Genomic DNA, 19284 nt, shown 5'->3' on the forward strand with positions numbered 1-19284 from the left:
CGCGCGCGGTGCGCGCAGTCGGCTCAAGGAGGATTCGGTGGATTTCAGTCCGGACGAAGGGCAGCAGGCTGTCGCCGATGTGGTGACGTCGGCGCTCGGCAGGGACAACAGCTGGGACGCGCTGGTGTCCGGCGGCATCACGGCCTTCGGCGTACCCGACCGCCTCGGTGGCGACGGTCTGGGCCTCGCCGAGGTCGGCACCGCACTCATCGAGATCGGCCGACACGGCACCGTGAGCCCCGCGCTTGCGACGCTGGGTCTCGGGTTGATCCCGCTGCTGGAGCTGGCGTCCGACGAGCAGCAGGATCGCTACCTCGCCGGGGTGCCGAAGGGCTCCGTGCTCACCGCGGCGCTCAACGAGCCCGGCGCACCGCTGCCGGACCGGCCCGCGACTGTGCTTTCCGCCGTCTCCGGCGGGCTGAAGCTGAACGGGGTCAAGGTCGCGGTTCCCTATGCGGAGCAGGCGGATTGGCTGATCGTGACCGCTGGCGGCGCTGTTGCGGTGATCTCCCCGAAGGCCGCGGGCGTACAGGTGGTCAAGACGCCGACCGCCAATCACGGCGACGAGTACTCGGTGACGTTCTCCGATGCCGAGGTCGACGGGGTGCTCGACGGTGCGCAGCCGCGGCGGGTGAACCAGCTGGCGCTGGCGGGCATCGGCGCGTTCGCGTCGGGTCTGGTCGCGGGCGCCCTACGGCTCACCGCGGACTACGTGGCCAACCGTGAGCAGTTCGGCAAGCCGCTGTCGACGTTCCAGACCGTCGCCGCACAGCTCGCTGAGGTCTACATCGCCTCGCGCACACTGACCTTGGCCGCGACCTCGGTGTTGTGGCGGCTCTCGGAAGGGTTGGACGCTGACGACGACACCGACATCCTCGGCTATTGGCTGGCCTCAGAGGCGCCGCCGGCGATGCAGCTGTGCCACCATCTGCACGGTGGGATGGGAATGGACATCGACTATCCGATGGACCGCTATTACTCCGGCGTCAAGGACCTGACCCGGCTGGTTGGCGGCCCGTCGCACCGACTCGATCTGGTGGGAGCGCAATGTACATCGAACTGACCCCTGAGCAGAAGCAGCTCCAAGCCGAACTGCGACAGTACTTTTCGAACCTCATCTCCCCTGAAGAGCACAAGGAGATGGAGAGCGACCGCCACGGCAAGGCCTACCGCGCGATCATCAAGCGGATGGGCTCCGACGGCAAGCTGGGTGTCGGCTGGCCCAAGGAATTCGGCGGCCTGGGCTTCGGCCCCATCGAGCAGTCGATCTTCGTCAACGAGGCACATCGCGCCGACGTGCCACTGCCCGCCGTCACCCTGCAGACCGTGGGGCCGACGCTGCAGCAGTACGGCACCGATCTCCAGAAGAAGAAGTTCCTCCCCGGCATCCTCGCGGGCGAGATCCATTTCGCGATCGGCTACACGGAGCCCGAGGCGGGCACCGACCTCGCATCGCTGCGCACCACCGCGGTCAAGCAGGGCGACGAATACATCGTCAACGGCCAGAAGGTGTTCACCACCGGTGGGCATGACGCCGACTACGTATGGCTGGCGTGCCGTACCGACCCGGAAGCCGCCAAGCACAAGGGCATTTCGATGCTGATCGTCGACACGACCGATCCCGGCTACAGCTGGACGCCGATGATTCTGTCCGACGGCGCTCACCACACGAACGCGACGTACTACAACGACGTCCGGGTGCCCGCCGAGATGCTGGTCGGCGAGGAGAACGGCGGCTGGCGCCTGATCACGACTCAGCTGAACAACGAACGCGTAATGCTCGGTCCGGCAGGGCGATTCGCCTCACTGTACGACCGGGTGCACGACTGGGCAGCCAAGCCCGGTTCGAACGGCGACACCCCCCTCGATCACGACGACGTGAAGCGGTCACTCGGCGAACTCAAGGCGATGTGGCGGATCAACGAGCTGCTGAACTGGCAGGTGGCCGCCTCCGGCGAGACCATCGACGTGGCAGATGCCGCCGCCACCAAGGTGTTCGGCACCGAACGGATCCAATATGCCGGTCGGCTCGCCGAGGAGATCGTCGGTAAGTACGGCAACCCGGCGGATGCGGAAACCGCAGAACTGCTCGAGTGGCTGGACTCGCAGACCAAGCGCAATTTGGTGATCACGTTCGGTGGAGGTGTCAACGAGGTGATGCGAGAAATGATCGCGGCGGCCGGACTGAAGGTGCCGAGGGTTCCCCGATGAGCGCGGTCGAGGACATCCAGAAGGCCGCCGAGCGGGTCAAGGCCGAAGGCAAGAGCAAGCCGCGGGTTGCCCGTCACCCGGTGAACCAGCCGATGATCGACCACTGGCTCGATGCAATGGGGGACAACAACCCCATTTACGTCGACGAGGCAGCCGCCAAGGCGGCGGGTCATCCGGGCACCGTCGCACCTCCCGCGATGATCCAGGTGTGGACCATGATGGGGCTGGGCGGCAACCGGCTCGACGACGATCCGCTGGGCAAGATCCTCGGATTGTTCGACGACGCAGGGTATATCGGCGTCGTCGCGACGAACTGCGAGCAGACCTATCACCGCTACCTGCGTCCCGGCGAGCAGGTCAGCGTCGCCGCAGAGCTGACCGACGTCGTCGGCCCCAAGCGGACCGCGCTCGGCGAGGGTTTCTTCATCACCCAGCGCATCTCCTGGCAGGTCGGCGACGAAGACGTCGCCGAGATGATGTGGCGCATCATGAAGTTCCGACCTTTGGAATCAGGCACAGATCAGGATTCCGAATCATCATCGCCGGTGCCCGACGATCTCGACGCGGACAGCATGATGCGTCCCGCGTCGTCCCGTGACACGAAGTTCTTCTGGGACGGCCTCAACGCGCACGAGCTGCGTATTCAGAAGCGCGGCGACGGCACGCTGCAGCATCCACCCGTGCCGGCACTCTGGCAGGACAAGGAGCTGGAGACCGACTACGTCGTCGCCTCCGGTAAAGGAACGGTATTCAGCTTCGTGGTGCACCACGCCCCGAAGGTGCCCGGCCGCACGCTGCCCTTCGTCATCGCGTTGGTCGAACTCGAGGAGGGTGTGCGGATGCTCGGCGAGCTCCGCAACGTCGACCCCGCGGAGGTGAAGATCGGATTGCCGGTCCGCGCAATGTATATCGACTTCCCCGAAGGGGATTCCGGGCCGGCTTGGACCAACTACGCATGGGAGCCTGCAAAGTGAGCGCACCCGCGATCGAGGTGGGGACGAAGCTGCCCGAGCTCGCACTCTACGGCGATCCGACGTTCATCGTGTCGACAGCGATTGCCACGCGTGACTATCAGGATGTGCACCACGACCGGGACAAGGCGCAGGCCAAGGGTTCCAAAGACATCTTCGTCAACATCCTGACCGACACCGGCCTCGTGCAGCGCTACATCACCGACTGGGCCGGACCGAACGCGATCATCAAGACGATCGGGCTGCGGCTCGGTGTGCCGTGGTACGCGTATGACACCGTGACGTTCAGAGGTGAAGTCACCGCCGTCGAGGACGGCCTGATCTCACTGAAAGTGACTGGCAGCAACAGCCTTGGCGACCATGTGATCGCCACCGCGACGTTGACGATCGGAGATGCCTGATGCCGGGTGAGTTTTCCGGAAAGGCGGCGATCGTCGGGATCGGCGCCACCGACTTCTCCAAGAACTCCGGCCGCAGCGAATTGCGGCTGGCGTCCGAAGCCGTGCTGGACGCGCTCGACGACGCCGGCCTGACACCGGCCGACGTGGACGGCATGGTCACCTTCACCATGGACTCCAACACCGAGGTGTCGATTGCGCGCGCCACCGGAATCGGTGAGTTGAAATTCTTCTCCAAGATCCATCACGGTGGTGGCGCGGCGTGCGCCACAGTCCAGCAGGCAGCGATCGCGGTGGCCACCGGGGTCGCGGATTGCGTTGTGGCATACCGGGCTTTCAACGAGCGGTCGGGGATGCGCTTCGGCCAGGTTCAGATGCGACTGGTGGAGAACGCCGACTCCACCGGTGTGGACAATTCGTTCTCGTATCCGCACGGGCTGTCCACGCCTGCCGCTCAGGTGGCGATGATCGCCCAGCGCTACATGCATTACTCCGGTGCGACCAGCGCGGACTTCGGCGCCGTGTCGGTGGCCGACCGTAGGCACGCCGCCAACAATCCGAAGGCGTACTTCTACGAGAAGCCGATCACCATCGAGGATCACCAGAACTCGCGGTGGATTGCCGAGCCGTTGCGGCTGCTCGACTGCTGTCAGGAGACCGATGGTGGTGTGGCGCTGGTGATTACGTCCGCTGAGCGGGCCAAGGATCTCAAGCACCGGCCGGCCGTCATCGAGGCGGCCTCGCAGGGTTCCAGCCCCGATCAGTATTCGATGACAAGCTACTACCGGTCGGAACTGGGGCTGCCGGAGATGGGCTTGGTCGGTAGGCAGCTCTGGGAGCAGTCGGGGCTGACGCCCGCCGACATCCAGACCGCGATCCTGTACGACCACTTCACGCCGTTCACGCTCATCCAGCTGGAGGAGCTGGGGTTCTGCGCTCCGGGTGAGGCCAAGGACTACATCAAGGACGGCGCGATAGAGATCGGCGGTAGGTTGCCGATCAACACCCACGGTGGTCAGCTCGGTGAGGCGTACATCCACGGCATGAACGGCATCGCCGAAGGTGTCCGGCAGCTGCGCGGAACATCGGTGAATCCGGTGGACAACGTCGAGCACGTGTTGGTTACCGCCGGCACCGGCGTCCCCACCTCCGGGTTGATTCTGGGCTGACGCCCGCTCTCGATCACGATGCCCGACCGCTGGATGCGGTCGGGCTACCGGTCGTCTGTCGACGATCTCGACGACTTGCCCATCGGCCAGCAGGTTAAGACCGAACCGTGCATCAAACTGCAAATCTAGCAAACAAATAGGTAGGCGATATCGGCCGTCGCACGACATTGCTGTCCCATATCTGGGAGTCGACAAATAGTGCAGACGTGTGGGATCCGTCACTAACGGATACGAAAGTAAATGCAAGTCGACCGTGGCGAAATATCGAGGCCCTGAGCGTGATATGCGCCCGCAGCAGGGAAGACGCTACGCTGGTAGCCAATCCGCGAAGAGCCGCCGCGGGGCAATTTGCTTGAAAACGCAAGCTTTGCCCAGGTCATGCTAATTTTCGAGTTGCTGCAAATCTGGCAAACTCCTACTCTGTTCATGGCGCAGTCGGAAAGCTGATCTAGGTAAGAGCAGTCACAGCGGCCTTCTCACGGACAACGAGAGTCCATCGGCCGCTGGGACGGTGATCGAGCCCGGCTGGAAATCACGTTCGCGGGGGCGACGAAAACAAGTCAGGAGTCTTGAACTTGGCAGGCCGCAGGAGCCCCGCGCCGGACGGACGCGAGACAAGAACTGGTTCATCGAGGCACCTCGTTGCTGCCCCATCACACCCATCTCTGATCGGAGTACTCAAATGACCAGTGCAGTGACCAACGGCAGCAGCAACGGATCTGCCGAACACGTAGCACCGATACTCAGCCCGTTACCCAAACCATCCGGCGGCGCCCAAACCTCTTCGGTCAGTCTCGTCATCCCCGTACGTAACGAGGCCCGCAACATCGCGTGGGTGCTGGAGCAGATCGCCGACGATGTCGACGAGATCATCCTCGTCGACGGCGAATCGACCGACGCCACCTTGATCACTGCCCGCAGTTACCGACCGGACGTCAAGGTCGTGGCGCAGGAGGGCACCGGCAAGGGCAGCGCATTGCGAACCGGCTTCCTCGCGGCGACCGGCGACGTGATCGTCATGATGGACGCGGACGGCAGCATGTCGCCCCAGGAGATCAGGCACTACGTGCACTTCCTCGCCAATGGCTATGACTTCGTCAAGGGCTCGCGGTTCATGGGTGGCGGGGGGTCACTGGACATCACGCCGTTCCGGCGGATCGGCAACCGATTCCTGCTGTCCGTCTTCAACAACCTGTACGGGACGGAACTCACCGATCTGTGCTACGGGTTCTGCGCATTCCACCGCCGCTATCTCGACCTCCTCGATCTCACCGCAACCGGATTCGAGATCGAGGCGGAGATGACAGTTCGGGCAGTGCAATCCGGTCTCCGAATCGCCGAGGTCCCCAGCCTCGAAATGCCGCGCCGCGCGGGCAAGTCGAACTTGCGTGCCATCCGCGACGGCAGAAGGGTATTGGAGACCACCCTGCGCGGACGGCGCGCGCCACGTCGGCGCAATGTGGGCCAGTTCATCCACGAGCTCGGGACCAGTTCGCTCGCGTCGGAAGCAGCAGCCGGGTCGGGATCGTGAGCCAGGCGTCGACCATGTTGGTTCGGCCGCCGCGCATCGTCCTGGCGACCGACCGGTTGAGTCCGGGGGGAGTCTCACACTTCGTCTTACAGCTGGCGAATCACTTCCGCGCTCGGGGGTGCCAGGTCGACGTCGTGACACTGCGCCCCGGAGAGTGGGATCACCGGCTGGTCGAATCCGGCGTCGACGTCCATACAGTGCCGAGTCGCAAGGTCGTCGGGCTGATCCGGTCGGCCGACGTGATCCATTGTCAACAACGGATTCTCGGCCTGCTTGCCGTCCTTCTCGGCGCACGCGCCCGCACCATCGAACACGTCCACAACGTCATGTCGGGCTACCGATTGCTGTCATTTCGGGGCTCGACCATCGTCGCGGTCTCGAATCACGTACGAAGCGGACTGCAGTCGCAATATCCGCGGCTGGCGAAACGCCATCTGAGCGTCGTGCCCAACGGCGCGCGCAAACGTCCCGGTGATCCCCTGCCGTTCGGACGCCGGTGCTACGACATCGTCGGTGTCGGCCGGTTCGAGGAGCAGAAAGATCCCCTCGCCTTCCTCGACTTGGTGGCGCGACTGCACCGGCACAACGCCGGCCTGAGAGCCGTGTGGATCGCGCCCGGCGCCGGATCGCTGCAGCAGCAGTTCATTGATCATCAACGCCTGCTGGGGCTGAACGAAACCGTGACGGTAGCGCAGGGCGGCACCCATGAGGCCACTCGGGACCTGATCGCACAGTCAAGGGTGTTCCTCTTGACGTCGAAGTGGGAGGGCCTGCCACTCGCGGCTCTCGAGGCGCTCGCCAGTGGCACCCCCGTGGTGACGACACCCTGCGGTGAGATCGCCGACATCATCGAGAACAACGGCTGCGGGGCGGTGTTGGATTCCGACCTCGAGGCAGGGACGTCAACCCTGATGTCGCTGACCTCCGACCGCTTGCTCTGGGAAAGCAACTCCACCAACGCATTCTCGGTCGCCGACGATTTCTCCGAGGACGGCATGACGGCCATGGTCGAACTCATCTACAGATCGGTGAAGCCAAGCGCGTGGCCCGATGTTCCTCATCGGATGCCAAGCGAAGGAGGGGTGTTATGCGAGTCTTGATGACCGGCCATCGCGGCTACCTCGGCGCAGAGATGGTCCCAGTCCTGAGACAACTGGGGCACGACGTCGTCGGGCTCGACACGGATTACTATGCCGGGCGCGACTTCCTGCGCTCGCCCGATCCGGTTCCGATGCTCGCCATGGACATCCGCGACGTGAGCGCCCGCGAGCTGCGAGGGTTCGACGCCGTGGTGCACCTGGCCGCGCTTTCGAACGATCCGGTATCGGCACTGAATCCGCAGCTGACCTACGACATCAACCTGCACGCCAGCGTCAGCTTGGCTGAGGCAGCCAAGGCCGCGGGCGTTACCCGCTTCGTGTTCTCATCGTCGTGCAGCCTCTACGGTCGCGGCGGTGACAAGGCACTTTCCGAACTGGCCCCGCTCAATCCGGTGACTCCATACGGTGAGTCGAAAATCCAGGTCGAGCGCGCACTGTCGGCGCTCGCCGACGACACCTTTTCGCCGACCTATCTGAGGAACGCGACGGCATACGGGCTGTCGAGGCGGCTGCGTGAGGATGTGGTTGTCAACAACCTGGTCGGACACGCGATGACCAGTGGTCGTGTGTTGTTGCTCAGCGACGGCCAATCGTGGCGCCCGCTGGTCCACGTTCTCGATATAGCGCACGCATTCGCCCAGACGCTCGCCGCACCACGCGAATCCGTTCACGACGAAGCCTTCAACGTGGGCAGATCAACCGAGAACTATCGGATCGCCGACGTCGCAAAGCTCGTCGCCGAACTGGTTCCCGACTGCGTCGTCACGTGCGGTGAACACGCCGCGCCGGATATCAGAAACTACCTCGTCGATTTCACGAAGATCGAGACGCAGCTGCCCGGGTACCGCCCGACATGGACTGTGCCAGCGGGTATCACACAGCTTCGCGACGCTTTCTCCGCCGGAAACATGACGGCCGAACTGTTCGACGGGCCGGACTATGTACGGTTGCGCACCCTTCAGCAACTCATCGAGAAAGGTCTGCTGGACGACGAATTGAGATGGAATCGCAGAGATGAGGAGTCACCCGAATGAAAGCAGTCATTTTGGCAGGCGGTCGAGGCACTCGCATCAGTGAGGAGTCGCAGGACCGTCCGAAACCGATGGTAGAGATCGGTGGACACCCGATCATCTGGCACATCATGAAGATCTACGCCTCTGCGGGCATCACCGATTTCATCGTGCTGCTCGGATACAAGGGCTACATGATCAAGGAGTACTTCGCCAACTACTTCCTGCACACCAGCGACGTGACGATCGACCTCGAGAACAACACGATCAAGACATTGAAGTCCACCAGTGAACCCTGGCGTGTCACGTTGCTGGACACCGGGTTAGAAACGATGACCGGTGGCCGACTGCTGCGCGCCCGAGAGCACATCGGCAACGACGACTTCGCGTTCACCTACGGCGACGGCGTCGGAGACATCGACGTCGCGAAGGTAGTCGACTTCCACAAGAACGCGGGCTCGATCACCACCGTGACCGCGGTGCAGCCGCCAGGCCGGTTCGGAACCCTCGAGATCGATGACATGCACGCAGAGTTCAGGGAGAAGCCGAAGGGCAGCAGTGGCTGGATCAACGGCGGCTTCTTCGTGTCCTCGCCGAAGATCCTCGACTACATCGACAGTGACAGCACGCTTCTCGAACGCGAGCCACTTGAAAGACTTTCTGCCGAAGGACAACTCGCCGCGTACAAGCACCATGGCTTCTGGCGCGGGATGGACACCATCTGGGACAAGATCTACCTCAACGACCTGTGGAATCAGGGCAACCCGCCGTGGAAGGGTTGGGACGACTAGTGCGCGAAATGACCGACGTCGTCGACAAGAGCGACGGACCCGTACCGGTCTATCGGCCCTATCTCGGCGACGATGTGCAGAAAGCGGCGACCGACGCGCTCGCCGCGGGGTGGTTGGGCATGGGAAAGCTCAGCCAGGAGTTCGAGATCTCCATCGAGCGCTATCTCGGCCTGCAGGATCGTCGGGTGGTCTCCACGAACTCGTGCACCGAGGCACTGCACCTGGCCGGCCGCCTGATCGGTCTCGGACCCGGTGACGAGGTGATCTGCCCCTCCTTCACCTATGTCGCTGGACACCAGGCGATCAGCCGCACCGGCGCCGAGATCGTGTTCTGTGACATCGAGCCAACGTATCTGAGCATCGACCCCGCCGAGGTCCGCAAGCTGATCGGTCCGCGGACCAAGGCCATTCTGGCTGTCGATTACCTCGGTCTCCCTTGCTATCTCGACGAGCTGATGGCGATCGCGCGCGAGCATGGCCTGAGGGTCATCGAGGATGCGGCACACGCCTTCGGCAGCGTCAGCAAGGGCAGAGCGATCGGTTCGTTCGGAGACATCACCTGCTTCAGCTTCGGGCCCGTCAAGACGATCACCAGCCTGGAGGGCGGCGCGGTGATCACGTCTGATGTCAACGACGTCCAGGCATTGCACGAGCTACGGCATCTCGGTATCGACTCAGACACCGACGCCAGATACCGCAATCAGCGCAACTGGGATTTCGACGTGGTCCGGCAGGGCTACCGCTGTCACTTGGGTTCGGTCCCTGCCGCGATCGGTCTCTCGCAGCTCGCCCGCGTCGATGAGTTCATCGACAACCGGCAGCTGTATTGCCGGTATTACGACGAGGCCTTCGCCGATCTCGACGGCGTGACGCTGTTCGATACCGACTGGACCGACGTCGCCCCGTACATTTACGTCATCAGGCTGCCCGACGCCGGTGTCCGCGGAGCCCTGATCGACCACCTCAAACGCCTCGGCATCGCCACCGGCATTCATTTCCTTGGTGCGCACCACTTCAGCTACTACCGAGATTGCCGCCGCGGCAGTCTCGAGGTCACCGAGGTCGCTGCCGACAGTGTGCTGACGCTACCGCTGCATCCCTACATGAGTAGAAGCACCCTGGACAGGGTGATCGACGGTGTCCGCGACTTCATGACGATGCACATGAGGAAGGCATAGCCGCGGGTGGTTAGCTCCCTGGACACCACACGCAGAGCCCACCCGGCCGGGCAGCACCGGCGTGGCACCGTCGGTCCGGCGCCCCCGAGCGCTTTCGAGACGCCGACGATCCTGGTGCTGTCGGCCGTATTGATCTGTGCCTCGTCCATATTGACGATGCTCTCGATCATCGGTCTGAGTGAGTTGGTGCCCGAGTCAGTCCGCGTTGCGCTGGTGGTCCTCACCGCCGTCACGCTGCCCGGCTTGCCGATTGCGTCGTGGTTATGCCTGCCGCGTAACGGGATATTCGCCAGTGTGGCGGTTGCGCTGTCACTTGCGTCGACCCTGCTGTTGTCACAGTTGAGCAATGTGGCCGGCCTACATCACCCCTTTGCTGTTCAGCTTCTGATTCTCGGCATGGCTACGGTGCCCACCGTGCTTCTCGCGAACCGATGGCGCACGCAACCGAGTGTCCTTCGCGCGTCGCCCGGCCGCAGTTTCCTTGTCAGTGTTCGCGCAACGCTCGGGCGAGCCAGCGGATACAGCATCGCGATGTTGGCCATCGCCCTTGCGCTCTTCGTCGCCGGAGTGTCCGAACTCGATACCGACCGCAGCGGCGCCACCGGGCTGATCGGCATCTTGGGTATCAAATACGTTGCCGGGTTCGCGCTCTTGTGCGTGGTGCTCGCCGTGGAGTACAGCAGGACCGTCATCGACAAGGCGATGCTCGCGTTATCGAACGTGATGTTGGTGATGTACATGACCATGCCGGTAGCGTGGTCGGATCGCACGGCGCCATTCTCGACGGCATACGTTCACCGATACATCGCCGACTGGATCGTCGACATCGGCGCTATGCCACCACCTGTCGACGCCAGAATCAGTTGGGGCGGCTTCTTTTCCGGCGCCGCGCACCTGATGAGTATCGGGTCGCTCAACGACAGCGCAGTGTTCGTCACCAGTGCGTCCTTCTTCTTCGGCGTTCTGCTGATCTTCCCGGTTTACGCCATCGCTCTGGCCCTGAGCGGGAATGCCCGGACGGCCTGGCTCGGTGTCACCGTCTTCGTCCTCTTCAACTGGTATCAGCAGGATTACTTTGCGCCCCAAGCGGTCGCGATGCAGCTCTACGCCACAATCCTGGCGGTGCTGATCTGGCAGCTGCGGGCAGCGCGGCTGCCGGTACTGCACGGCCGTCGATTCGCGGGACTGACGAAACCCTGGAGTCGCCTGCCCGGACTGGTTCCCCGTACCGATGCGCGATGGTCACTTGCGATGGAGGTTGCGCTGGTCGTGCTGATCGCGGCCATGGTGGTGTCGCATCAGTTGACACCGCTGGTGACCATCGGCGCACTGCTATCGATGTCGATGCTCGGCGTCACGCGGCTCAAACTCCTTTGGCTTGCAGCGCTTCTCATCTTCGTCGCGTGGTTCACCTACGGCGCCAGCGCCTACTGGCAGGGCCACCTCGGCGAAGTGCTTCACGAACTCGGCAGCGTGCGCAGTAGCTTGGGCGTCGGCGTGTCGAATCGTATCGCTGGGGATCCCGTCTACAGCACCATGCAGCTGCTGCGGATCGGCGCCGGCGCCCTTCTGTTCGTCATGGCCGCGGTCGGCCTTTATCGGATACGGCGGAGCAAGTTCTGGCTCATTGCGGCGGCCCTCGCGTTGCAGCCCTTCATGTTGGTCGTGGTGCAGAGCTACGGCGGGGAGGTCGTGATCCGCTGCTTCCTCTACGCGTCCCCGGTATTGGCGCCGCTGGCGGCAATCGCACTTCGGTCAGTGCTGCGGCTGGGAACGAGAGGGCGCGAACGACGATGGGGCATCACCCTGGTGACAGGTGTGCTGTTGCTCATCCTGGGGCTGTGGGGCCTGACCAATCGGGGGTTGAACACATCGTTCGAGCACACCGACCCAGCCGAGCTGGCGATCTCGGAGCAACTGGCAAAGCAGGTTGCTCCGGGGTCGGTTGCCTTCTGGGGTCAAGGCACGTTGCTCGGCCTGCCCAGGGGTCACGACGTCGGTGCCGCCTGCATCGAGGCGGGTCGCGATCTCGCCGAGTGCACCGCCGAAGGAGACGCGTCGTATCTCATCGTCACTCGGCAGGACGAAAGGCTTCTCGAATACCGCTATCGCGTCGACCACGATGCGGTGGCGCGGGCGATCGAGTTGCTGGTGTCCTACTACGCCTTTACCCCGGTTTACAGCAGCGAGCTCGTCACAGTGCTCGAGCGCGCCGGTGCCAAGCCCGTTTTGCTCGGGATACCGCAATGACCGGCATCGCGCTCTTTGCCCTTGCGGGACTGCTGTATGTCTTGGCGACCCTGCGCCGTGAGTGGCAGGTGTCCTATTACGGCGATCTGCGCCAGGACGACATGAAAACCGTGCTCACCTTCGCCGCTGTGACCGTCTCTGTTTTCGCGGTGGCAATCGCAGCCCTCTCAATGGTGCTACAGACGTGAAAGGCTTGACGTTGCCCAGACGTGCCGTTTCGGCGGCGATATTGCTTACGGCCGTGGTCGTGGCTACCTGTCCGACATCGGCTTCGGGGCAAGCGCCGCGGATGGAGTTGCCAGGCTGGACGCCGGTGTTCTACGACGACTTCGATCGGGACGCGCCGATCGGAAGTTGGGCCAACGATTGTGATCCCGGGAAGGTGGCGTACCAGGGTCAGCAGGGCCAACAGTGGCTCAGCTACCCGCGCTGCTTCAACGACACCATCGATCGCCGACCCTACCGGTCGGAACAGGTGCTGCAGGTGGCCGACGGGATGCTCATCTTCAACCTGCAGAACGTGGACGGTCAGCCTGCGGGCGCCAACCCTTCCCCGATACTGCGCAGCGGCAGTCAGTACCAGCGTTACGGCCGGTACTCCGCACGGATGCGCGTCGACAATCCCAATCTCACCGAGTACTACGTCGCCTGGTTATTGTGGCCGCAATCCGAAAACTGGCCGTACGACGGCGAATTGGACTTCCCAGAAGGCGGATTGGCCGGTCCTGTCGGTGGCTTCCAGCACTTCGCCGGCCCCGCCTCGTGCAACGGCTGCAAGATACCTTCCCGGGACGTCGGTGCGCGGTTCACCGACTGGCACACCTACACCATCGAGTGGTCACCGGGGCGGGTGCGCTACCTACTGGACGATGTGGTGGTTCTCGATAGCACCGAGTCGGTGCCGGACACTCCGATGCGCTGGCAGCTGCAAACCGAAACTCGCGGAAACGGAAACAACAGTGGACGGCTGCTCGTCGATTGGGTTTCCGTTTGGTCCTACAGCGGATAGCGAAATATGGAGACTGCCGTGACGACGACAGCGACACACCGGGTCAGCGTGATCATCTGCGCATACACCGAAGAGCGCTGGGACGACCTGGTGCGCTCAGTGGGCAACGCCGCCGAGACGCTCCTCGATGACGACGAGTTGATTGTCGTCGTCGACCACAACGCGCAACTCTTGGCTCGCGCGCAACGGGAGATCGACGACGTCGGGCGACCGGCGCTACAGATCGTCGCCAGTACGGAGAAGAAAGGTCTGTCTGGCGCCCGCAACAGCGGGATCGCTTGTGCCACTGGTGACATCGTTGCATTCGTCGACGACGACGCCGCTGTGCATCCCGGCTGGCGTGACGCCCTCACCGGCCACTATGCCGATGCCGCGGTGGCAGTGGTGGGAGGCTCTGCCCAACCGGTGTGGCCGAATGAACGACCGCGATGGCTGCCCGGTGAGTACGACTGGATCGTCGGATGCGCCTACGTCGGTCTGCCGACGACGGTGCTGCCGGTACGCAACGTAATGGGCTGCAACATGTCGTTTCGTCGTGAAATCCTCGGTTCGGTAGGCGGTTTCAATACCGATCTCGGACGAGTGGGACGACACCCGGTCGGTTGCGAGGAGACCGAATTCTGTATCCGGATATCGCAGCGGTGGCCGTCGAAGAAAATCCTGTTCGATCCCGATCTCCGGGTTTCACATTATGTATCGGCCGACCGCACCAAACTTCGGTACGCGGTGCGGCGGTGCTTCGGAGAAGGCATATCGAAGCGCCAGATATCACGGCTCGTCGGCTCGCGTGATGCCACCAGCGCGGAGCGAAGCTACCTGACCGTCACGGTGCCGCGGGCGCTGCTGCGCGGTGTGCGGGAGGGCTTGTCGCCGAGGGCTCGTCGCTTCGCGCCCGGCGGTCTGGCCCGATCGGCGGTACTGGTCCTTGGCGTATCGGCGGCCGGGGCCGGTTACGTGTACGCCGCGGCTCGGGAGAGACGGCACTGATGTCGATCACCGTTTCGGGCCCGCAGCCCCGCAGTGGGTTGGCCGGGGATTCGATCGCGATCGTCCTGACGTACTTTCTCACCGCGGCGGCGGGCATGCTGTTCTGGATCGTGGCGGCCAGGACGATACCTGCCCACGAACTCGGTGTGCAGACTGCGCTCATCTCGCTGATCACGACCATCGGTACCGTCACCGCCTACGGCGTCGGCAGTGCCTACAAAGCCATGCTGTCCGCGCCCGGGTGCGTCCGCCGTCAGCGCCTCGTCGACGGTCTGATCATCACGGTTGTGGTGTCGCTGACCGTCGGGGCGCTGGCAGGCCAGTTCGCCGGCGAGGCTGTGGCCGGCGATTCCATAACTGCGCTGTTGGTGCCTGCCGGCGCGCTGGTGCTGGCATTGTTCGTGCTCAAGGACGCGGCGCTGATTGGCCTGCACGCCACGCGGTGGCTGCCGGTCCTCAACCTGGTCTCGGTTTTGGTCAAGGTCGGTCTCGTACTGTTACTTGCGGGGTGGCTGGACCTGCCCGCAGTGTGGGCGACCGTCATACCGGCCGCCGCGACGGCATTGTTTGCCTTCGTATTCATCATTCCCGCGTTGGTCAAGTATCCCGGCGGTGTCCCGTCGCAAGACGTGCCGGATCCCCGGCTCAGCCGTCGGGCGATGGGCGCGTTCGTCTTTCGTGACGGAGTCGCCAGCTCGACGTCGTTCGGCCTCATCCTGGTGCTGCCCTTTGTCACCACCTGGCTGGCGGGGCCGGTTGCGGGCGCGACGCTGGCGATCGCGATGGCCGTCGCGCAGGCATTGGACTTCGTTCCAGACGGGGCCGGCGCGGCACTGACCTCTCACATGGCCCGCGAACCCGCGGCGGCGACCTTTCACGTGCGGCGAATCTGGCTGATCTCCACGGTGCTGGTCGGCACCGGCGCGGTGGTTCTCGCGATCGGCTCGCCCTGGGTAGGTCGGCTGTTCGGGGACGGCTACGACGGCGCCGATTTCCGCGCTTGCTTGATCGTGGTCGCAGTGGGTTCGGTTCTGCGCGTGCCGTACTCGATCTGGATGTCGGTGCTGCGGGCATCACTGGAGACCCGCACGATCTTGCGAGTCAACACGGCGACGTTCGTCGTCTCGTTGCCGACGATCGGCTATCTGACCCACTACTGGGGGGGCGTCGGCGCCGCCGTCGGCCTCGCCATCGGCTCTGCCCTGCTCGGTGGCTTTGGGGCGTGGGACCTCAAGCGACGCTGGCTCGGCGGCAGCCGCTAGGCCGGGACGAGCTCCACGCCCGCCAGTGCCACCGCGTTGTCACGCTCGGGCGCGGTGACCACGGCGGTGAAACCGTCGCCCTCTTTCCAGATGCTGGCCAGCAGCGTCTCGCCGGGGAACACCACACCCGCGAACCGGGCGCCGTAGCTCCCGACCCGGGCGGTGTCGCCGTCGAGCAAGGTGTCGACCATCGCCTTGCAGGTCATGCCGTAGGTGCACAGACCATGCAGGATCGGCCTCGGAAAGCCTGCGGCGGCCGCGAATTCGGGATCCGAATGTAACGGATTGCGGTCACCGCACATGCGGTACAGCAGGGCCTGCTGCGGCGACACCGCGATCGATATCTCGAAATCCGCGGCGCGCTGCGTGTGGTCCGATGACGTAGAAGACCCAGACGGGCCCCGTTCGCCGCCGAAGCCGCCCTCGCCGCGGGCGAAGATCGACCGCTTCTGCTTCCACAGGACCGTGCCGTCCGGTGTGGAAACCGTGGTCTCCGACCAGATCACCGCGGCCTTGCCCTTGTCCCAGATGTCGGTGAACCGGGTGACAGCGACGCCGGTGCCCGACGGCGGGATCGGCCCGGGCGCAGACACCGCTTCGCTGGCGTGCAGCACCTTCGAAAGCTCGATGTCGATCCCGGGGAAGCGAACGCTGGGCGGTTCGGTCATGTGGAAGCTCTGCGCCACGTTGGCGAACGTCGGCAGTACCTGCGGGGTGCCGTCGGTGAGGTAGCGCAGTTCGCGCTTGTCCATCGGGTCGCCACCCGCGCCGAGGCCGAGGTGGTACAGCTGGACATCGCTACTGGTCCAGGAGAATTCAGCGGGTGGAAGCTCGGCGCCCAGCGCCTCGTCGAGATTGATGGGCATCAGTTCTTCCCCGCGATGTGTAGTGCTGCCAGGTATCCGAACGTCATGGCGGGGCCGATGGTGCCGCCAGGACCGGGATAGGTGTGGCCCATCACCGGTGAGCTGACATTACCCGCGGCGTAGAGGCCTTCGATGATCGAACCGTCGTCGCGCATCGCACGCCCGTGGATGTCGGTGCGGACGCCACCCTTGGTGCCCAGGTCACCCGGCACCATCTTGGCCGCGTAGAACGGCGGTTTGGCGATCTCACCGAGGTTCGGATTCGGCTTGACCGTGGGGTCGCCGTAGTAGCGGTCGTACGCACTCTCGCCACGTTTGAAGTCCTCGTCGACACCCGAGCGGGCGAAGCCGTTGAAGCGCTCGATCGTCGCGGTCAGTGCTTCTGCGGACACCCCCGTCTGCTCGGCCAGTTCGGCGATGGTGTCGGCCTTGACGATGACCCCTGATTCCATCCACTTCGTCGGGATCCGTTGTCCTGGCTGCAATCCCGCGAAGATGTAGCGATCGCGGTAGGTCTGGTCGAACACCAGCCACGCCGGGATGTTCTCGCCGGGACCCGGGCCCTGGCCGTACTGGCCGCCGTACATGTGGTGGCACGCCTCGACGTAGGGCATCGACTCGTTCATGAACCGCTTGCCGGCCATGTTCACGATGATCGAGCCGGGGGAGTTGCGTTCGGACAGCGCGAACCACGGTGCATCCACCAGCGGAACCGTCGGCCCCCACCAGGCGTCTTCCATGATCTCCAGCGCGGCCCCCAGCTTCTCGGCGGCCAGGATGCCGTCACCGGTGTTCGCCTTCGCGCCGACGGTCCACTCGGTGGTGATCGGGGCGCGCTGGTACTTCACCCGCATCTGCTCGTTGTGCTCGAAACCACCCGACCCGAGGATCACCGCGCGGCGTGCCCGGATGAGTTGCGGCTCAGCGCTTTCCGGCGCATTGGTGTCACGAACGTAGATCCCACAAACCCTGCCGTCCTCGACGTAGAGGTCGGTCAGCGCGGTGTTCAGCTGGACCGGCACACCCGCCTTCTGCAGACCGATGCGCAGCGGTGCGATCAGGGCGCGGCCCATGCCGACGAGGTTCTTGCGGGTGGCGTTGGCCCACACGGAGCGCACGCCGACCCTGATGCTGCGCAGCACCCCGCGCGGGTGGCGCTTGAGCTGGTTGAGACGCACGTAGTCCTGCTGCATCACCACCATGTTCAGCGGCACCTTGCCGTACGGCGGTTCGAGGCCCTTCTCGTCGGGGCCGAGCTTGCGGGCGTTGAACGGCTTCGGCTCGATCGAGCGTCCAGCGGGACGCCCGCCAGGTGTTTCTGGGTAGTAGTCGGAGTAGCCGGGCACCCAGCACATCTTCAGCGGCGAGTTCTTCAGCACGAACGACAACATCTCGGGTCCACGCTGCAGATAGGTGTCGATCTTCTCCGCGGGCACGACATCGCCGATGATCGCGTGCAGGTAGGTGCGGGCCGCTTCGGCCGTGTCTTGGACCCCGTCACGCTTGAGAATCTCGTTGTTCGGGATCCACACGCCGCCACCTGACCGCGCAGTGGAACCGCCATAGTGCGGAGCCTTCTCGACGACTACTGTGGAAAGTCCCTGGTGGGCGGCGGTGAGGGCGGCGACCATGCCGGCGGCGCCGCTTCCCACCACGACGACGTCATACTCCTGACCAGTCATGTAGAACACGTTATAGAATTGCCCGGCGTTACAACAACTGCGCCGGTCGAACAAACGAGGGGACTTCGCAAACATGCTCAGCGCCCAGGTGCGTGAACAGCTCGCCGCCGACTTGGCCGAGGCGGAACGCAGCCGCGTACCCATCACCCCGCTGACTGACGCGCACGCCGATATCGATGTGGTGGATGCCTACGAGATCCAGCTGATCAACATCCGTCAGCGGGTCGCAGAGGGCGCCCGGGTCATCGGGCACAAGGTCGGCCTCTCGTCGGAGGCCATGCAGAAGATGATGAATGTCGACGAACCCGACTACGGGCACCTTCTCGACGAGATGGCTGTCCACGAGGACCGCAAGGTGCCCTCGGCGAACTACCTGTACCCGCGGGTGGAGGTCGAGGTCGGCTTCATCCTCGCCGACGACCTGCCCGGTGCCGGATGCACCGAGGACGACGTGCTGGCGGCGACGGCGGCGTTCGCCCCCGCGATCGAGTTGATCGACACCCGCATCACCGACTGGAAGATCAAGCTCTGCGACACGATCGCCGATAACGCGTCGTCGGCGGGCTGGGTGCTCGGCGAGGCCAGGGTTTCGCCGAAGGACATCGACATCCGCAACATCGACGCCGTGCTCACCAACAACGGCGAGGTCGTCGCGGAGGGCCGCAGCGATGCGGTGCTCGGCAACCCGGTCACCGCGGTGGCGTGGTTGGCGCGCAAAGTCGAGGGCTTCGGGGTCCGGTTGAAGGCCGGTGACATCGTGCTGCCCGGGTCGTGCACGCGTGCGATAGATGCACCGCCTGGCAGCAATTTCGTCGCCGACTTCGCCGGGTTAGGTTCAGTCCACCTGAGTTTCGAATAGTAGGGAAATC

General features: G+C 64.2%; 18 protein-coding genes. 16 read left to right on the forward strand and 2 right to left on the reverse strand.

All coding sequences use genetic code 11. From position 1 onward, the window contains the following. Positions 1-37: 37 nt before the first annotated feature. The 15 genes from BST47_RS19635 to BST47_RS19705 all read left to right on the forward strand — a co-directional run bounded on the left by BST47_RS19635 (position 38) and on the right by BST47_RS19705 (position 15867). On the forward strand, positions 38-1063 hold the full coding sequence (locus tag BST47_RS19635) for an acyl-CoA dehydrogenase family protein (protein WP_083127323.1): 1026 nt from the start codon (positions 38-40) through the stop codon (positions 1061-1063). Further along, positions 1048-2211 carry an acyl-CoA dehydrogenase FadE29 gene (fadE29, locus tag BST47_RS19640; RefSeq protein WP_083127324.1) on the forward strand — a complete coding sequence of 388 codons (1164 nt, stop codon included), beginning with the start codon at positions 1048-1050 and terminating at the stop codon, positions 2209-2211. The genes BST47_RS19635 and fadE29 overlap by 16 nt, the downstream gene beginning before the upstream one ends. Then, the gene (locus tag BST47_RS19645; RefSeq protein WP_083127325.1) at positions 2208-3185 is read left to right on the forward strand and encodes a bifunctional MaoC family dehydratase N-terminal/OB-fold nucleic acid binding domain-containing protein; all 978 of its coding nucleotides are present in this window, start codon (positions 2208-2210) and stop codon (positions 3183-3185) included. Before fadE29 ends, BST47_RS19645 begins: the two co-directional genes overlap by 4 nt. Then, complete coding sequence (locus BST47_RS19650) at positions 3182-3583, forward strand: MaoC family dehydratase (RefSeq protein WP_272937642.1); 402 nt, start codon at positions 3182-3184, stop codon at positions 3581-3583. Before BST47_RS19645 ends, BST47_RS19650 begins: the two co-directional genes overlap by 4 nt. Next, the gene (locus BST47_RS19655) at positions 3583-4749 is read left to right on the forward strand and encodes a 17-hydroxy-3-oxo-4-pregnene-20-carboxyl-CoA lyase (RefSeq protein WP_083127327.1); all 1167 of its coding nucleotides are present in this window, start codon (positions 3583-3585) and stop codon (positions 4747-4749) included. Before BST47_RS19650 ends, BST47_RS19655 begins: the two co-directional genes overlap by 1 nt. 682 nt (positions 4750-5431) lie before the next feature. Further along, positions 5432-6280 (forward strand): glycosyltransferase family 2 protein, encoded by an 849-nt coding sequence (locus tag BST47_RS19660; protein WP_083127328.1) that lies wholly within the window; start codon positions 5432-5434, stop codon positions 6278-6280. Beyond that, positions 6277-7380 carry a glycosyltransferase family 4 protein gene (locus BST47_RS19665; RefSeq protein ID WP_083127329.1) on the forward strand — a complete coding sequence of 368 codons (1104 nt, stop codon included), beginning with the start codon at positions 6277-6279 and terminating at the stop codon, positions 7378-7380. Before BST47_RS19660 ends, BST47_RS19665 begins: the two co-directional genes overlap by 4 nt. Beyond that, positions 7368-8414: an NAD-dependent epimerase/dehydratase family protein gene (locus BST47_RS19670; RefSeq protein ID WP_083127330.1), complete on the forward strand. Its 1047-nt coding sequence runs from the start codon at positions 7368-7370 to the stop codon at positions 8412-8414. The genes BST47_RS19665 and BST47_RS19670 overlap by 13 nt, the downstream gene beginning before the upstream one ends. Then, positions 8411-9181, forward strand: a complete 771-nt coding sequence (rfbF, locus tag BST47_RS19675) for a glucose-1-phosphate cytidylyltransferase (protein ID WP_083127331.1) — start codon at positions 8411-8413, stop codon at positions 9179-9181. The genes BST47_RS19670 and rfbF overlap by 4 nt, the downstream gene beginning before the upstream one ends. Positions 9182-9189: 8 nt before the next feature. Then, entirely contained in the window at positions 9190-10359 is a 1170-nt protein-coding gene (locus BST47_RS19680; protein WP_234809795.1) for a DegT/DnrJ/EryC1/StrS family aminotransferase, read from the forward strand. A gap of 6 nt (positions 10360-10365) precedes the next feature. Then, entirely contained in the window at positions 10366-12609 is a 2244-nt protein-coding gene (locus BST47_RS19685) for a hypothetical protein (protein WP_133056232.1), read from the forward strand. Beyond that, entirely contained in the window at positions 12606-12797 is a 192-nt protein-coding gene (locus BST47_RS19690; RefSeq protein WP_083127334.1) for a hypothetical protein, read from the forward strand. Before BST47_RS19685 ends, BST47_RS19690 begins: the two co-directional genes overlap by 4 nt. 101 nt (positions 12798-12898) lie before the next feature. Continuing rightward, entirely contained in the window at positions 12899-13618 is a 720-nt protein-coding gene (locus BST47_RS19695) for a glycoside hydrolase family 16 protein (RefSeq protein WP_083127335.1), read from the forward strand. Between the two features lie 18 nt (positions 13619-13636). After that, positions 13637-14605: a glycosyltransferase family 2 protein gene (locus BST47_RS19700; RefSeq protein ID WP_165799827.1), complete on the forward strand. Its 969-nt coding sequence runs from the start codon at positions 13637-13639 to the stop codon at positions 14603-14605. Continuing rightward, positions 14605-15867, forward strand: a complete 1263-nt coding sequence (locus BST47_RS19705) for a lipopolysaccharide biosynthesis protein (protein WP_083127337.1) — start codon at positions 14605-14607, stop codon at positions 15865-15867. Before BST47_RS19700 ends, BST47_RS19705 begins: the two co-directional genes overlap by 1 nt. Here the strand turns inward: BST47_RS19705 and BST47_RS19710 are convergent. After that, positions 15864-16733, reverse strand: a complete 870-nt coding sequence (locus BST47_RS19710) for an enoyl-CoA hydratase ChsH3 (RefSeq protein ID WP_083127338.1) — start codon at positions 16731-16733, stop codon at positions 15864-15866. The genes BST47_RS19705 and BST47_RS19710 overlap by 4 nt on opposite strands. Next, entirely contained in the window at positions 16733-18415 is a 1683-nt protein-coding gene (gene kstD / locus BST47_RS19715; RefSeq protein WP_083127446.1) for a 3-oxosteroid 1-dehydrogenase, read from the reverse strand. The genes BST47_RS19710 and kstD overlap by 1 nt, the downstream gene beginning before the upstream one ends. A gap of 73 nt (positions 18416-18488) precedes the next feature. On the opposite strand from kstD, the gene BST47_RS19720 reads away from it, so the two are divergent. Next, positions 18489-19274, forward strand: a complete 786-nt coding sequence (locus tag BST47_RS19720) for a 2-keto-4-pentenoate hydratase (protein WP_083127339.1) — start codon at positions 18489-18491, stop codon at positions 19272-19274. Positions 19275-19284: the final 10 nt, after the last annotated feature.

It is taken from the genome of Mycolicibacterium tusciae, from assembly GCF_002086795.1.
GTDB lineage: Bacteria > Actinomycetota > Actinomycetes > Mycobacteriales > Mycobacteriaceae > Mycobacterium > Mycobacterium tusciae.

Coding starts and splice junctions, on each gene's coding strand:
- fadE29 (WP_083127324.1), top strand. CDS start 1,048: ATGTACATCGAACTGACCCCTGAGCAGAAGCAGCTCCAAGCCGAACTG.
- BST47_RS19645 (WP_083127325.1), top strand. CDS start 2,208: ATGAGCGCGGTCGAGGACATCCAGAAGGCCGCCGAGCGGGTCAAGGCC.
- BST47_RS19655 (WP_083127327.1), top strand. CDS start 3,583: ATGCCGGGTGAGTTTTCCGGAAAGGCGGCGATCGTCGGGATCGGCGCC.
- BST47_RS19660 (WP_083127328.1), top strand. CDS start 5,432: ATGACCAGTGCAGTGACCAACGGCAGCAGCAACGGATCTGCCGAACAC.
- BST47_RS19670 (WP_083127330.1), top strand. CDS start 7,368: ATGCGAGTCTTGATGACCGGCCATCGCGGCTACCTCGGCGCAGAGATG.
- rfbF (WP_083127331.1), top strand. CDS start 8,411: ATGAAAGCAGTCATTTTGGCAGGCGGTCGAGGCACTCGCATCAGTGAG.
- BST47_RS19680 (WP_234809795.1), top strand. CDS start 9,190: ATGACCGACGTCGTCGACAAGAGCGACGGACCCGTACCGGTCTATCGG.
- BST47_RS19690 (WP_083127334.1), top strand. CDS start 12,606: ATGACCGGCATCGCGCTCTTTGCCCTTGCGGGACTGCTGTATGTCTTG.
- BST47_RS19695 (WP_083127335.1), top strand. CDS start 12,899: ATGGAGTTGCCAGGCTGGACGCCGGTGTTCTACGACGACTTCGATCGG.
- BST47_RS19705 (WP_083127337.1), top strand. CDS start 14,605: ATGTCGATCACCGTTTCGGGCCCGCAGCCCCGCAGTGGGTTGGCCGGG.
- BST47_RS19710 (WP_083127338.1), bottom strand. CDS start 16,733: ATGCCCATCAATCTCGACGAGGCGCTGGGCGCCGAGCTTCCACCCGCT.
- kstD (WP_083127446.1), bottom strand. CDS start 18,415: ATGACTGGTCAGGAGTATGACGTCGTCGTGGTGGGAAGCGGCGCCGCC.
- BST47_RS19720 (WP_083127339.1), top strand. CDS start 18,489: ATGCTCAGCGCCCAGGTGCGTGAACAGCTCGCCGCCGACTTGGCCGAG.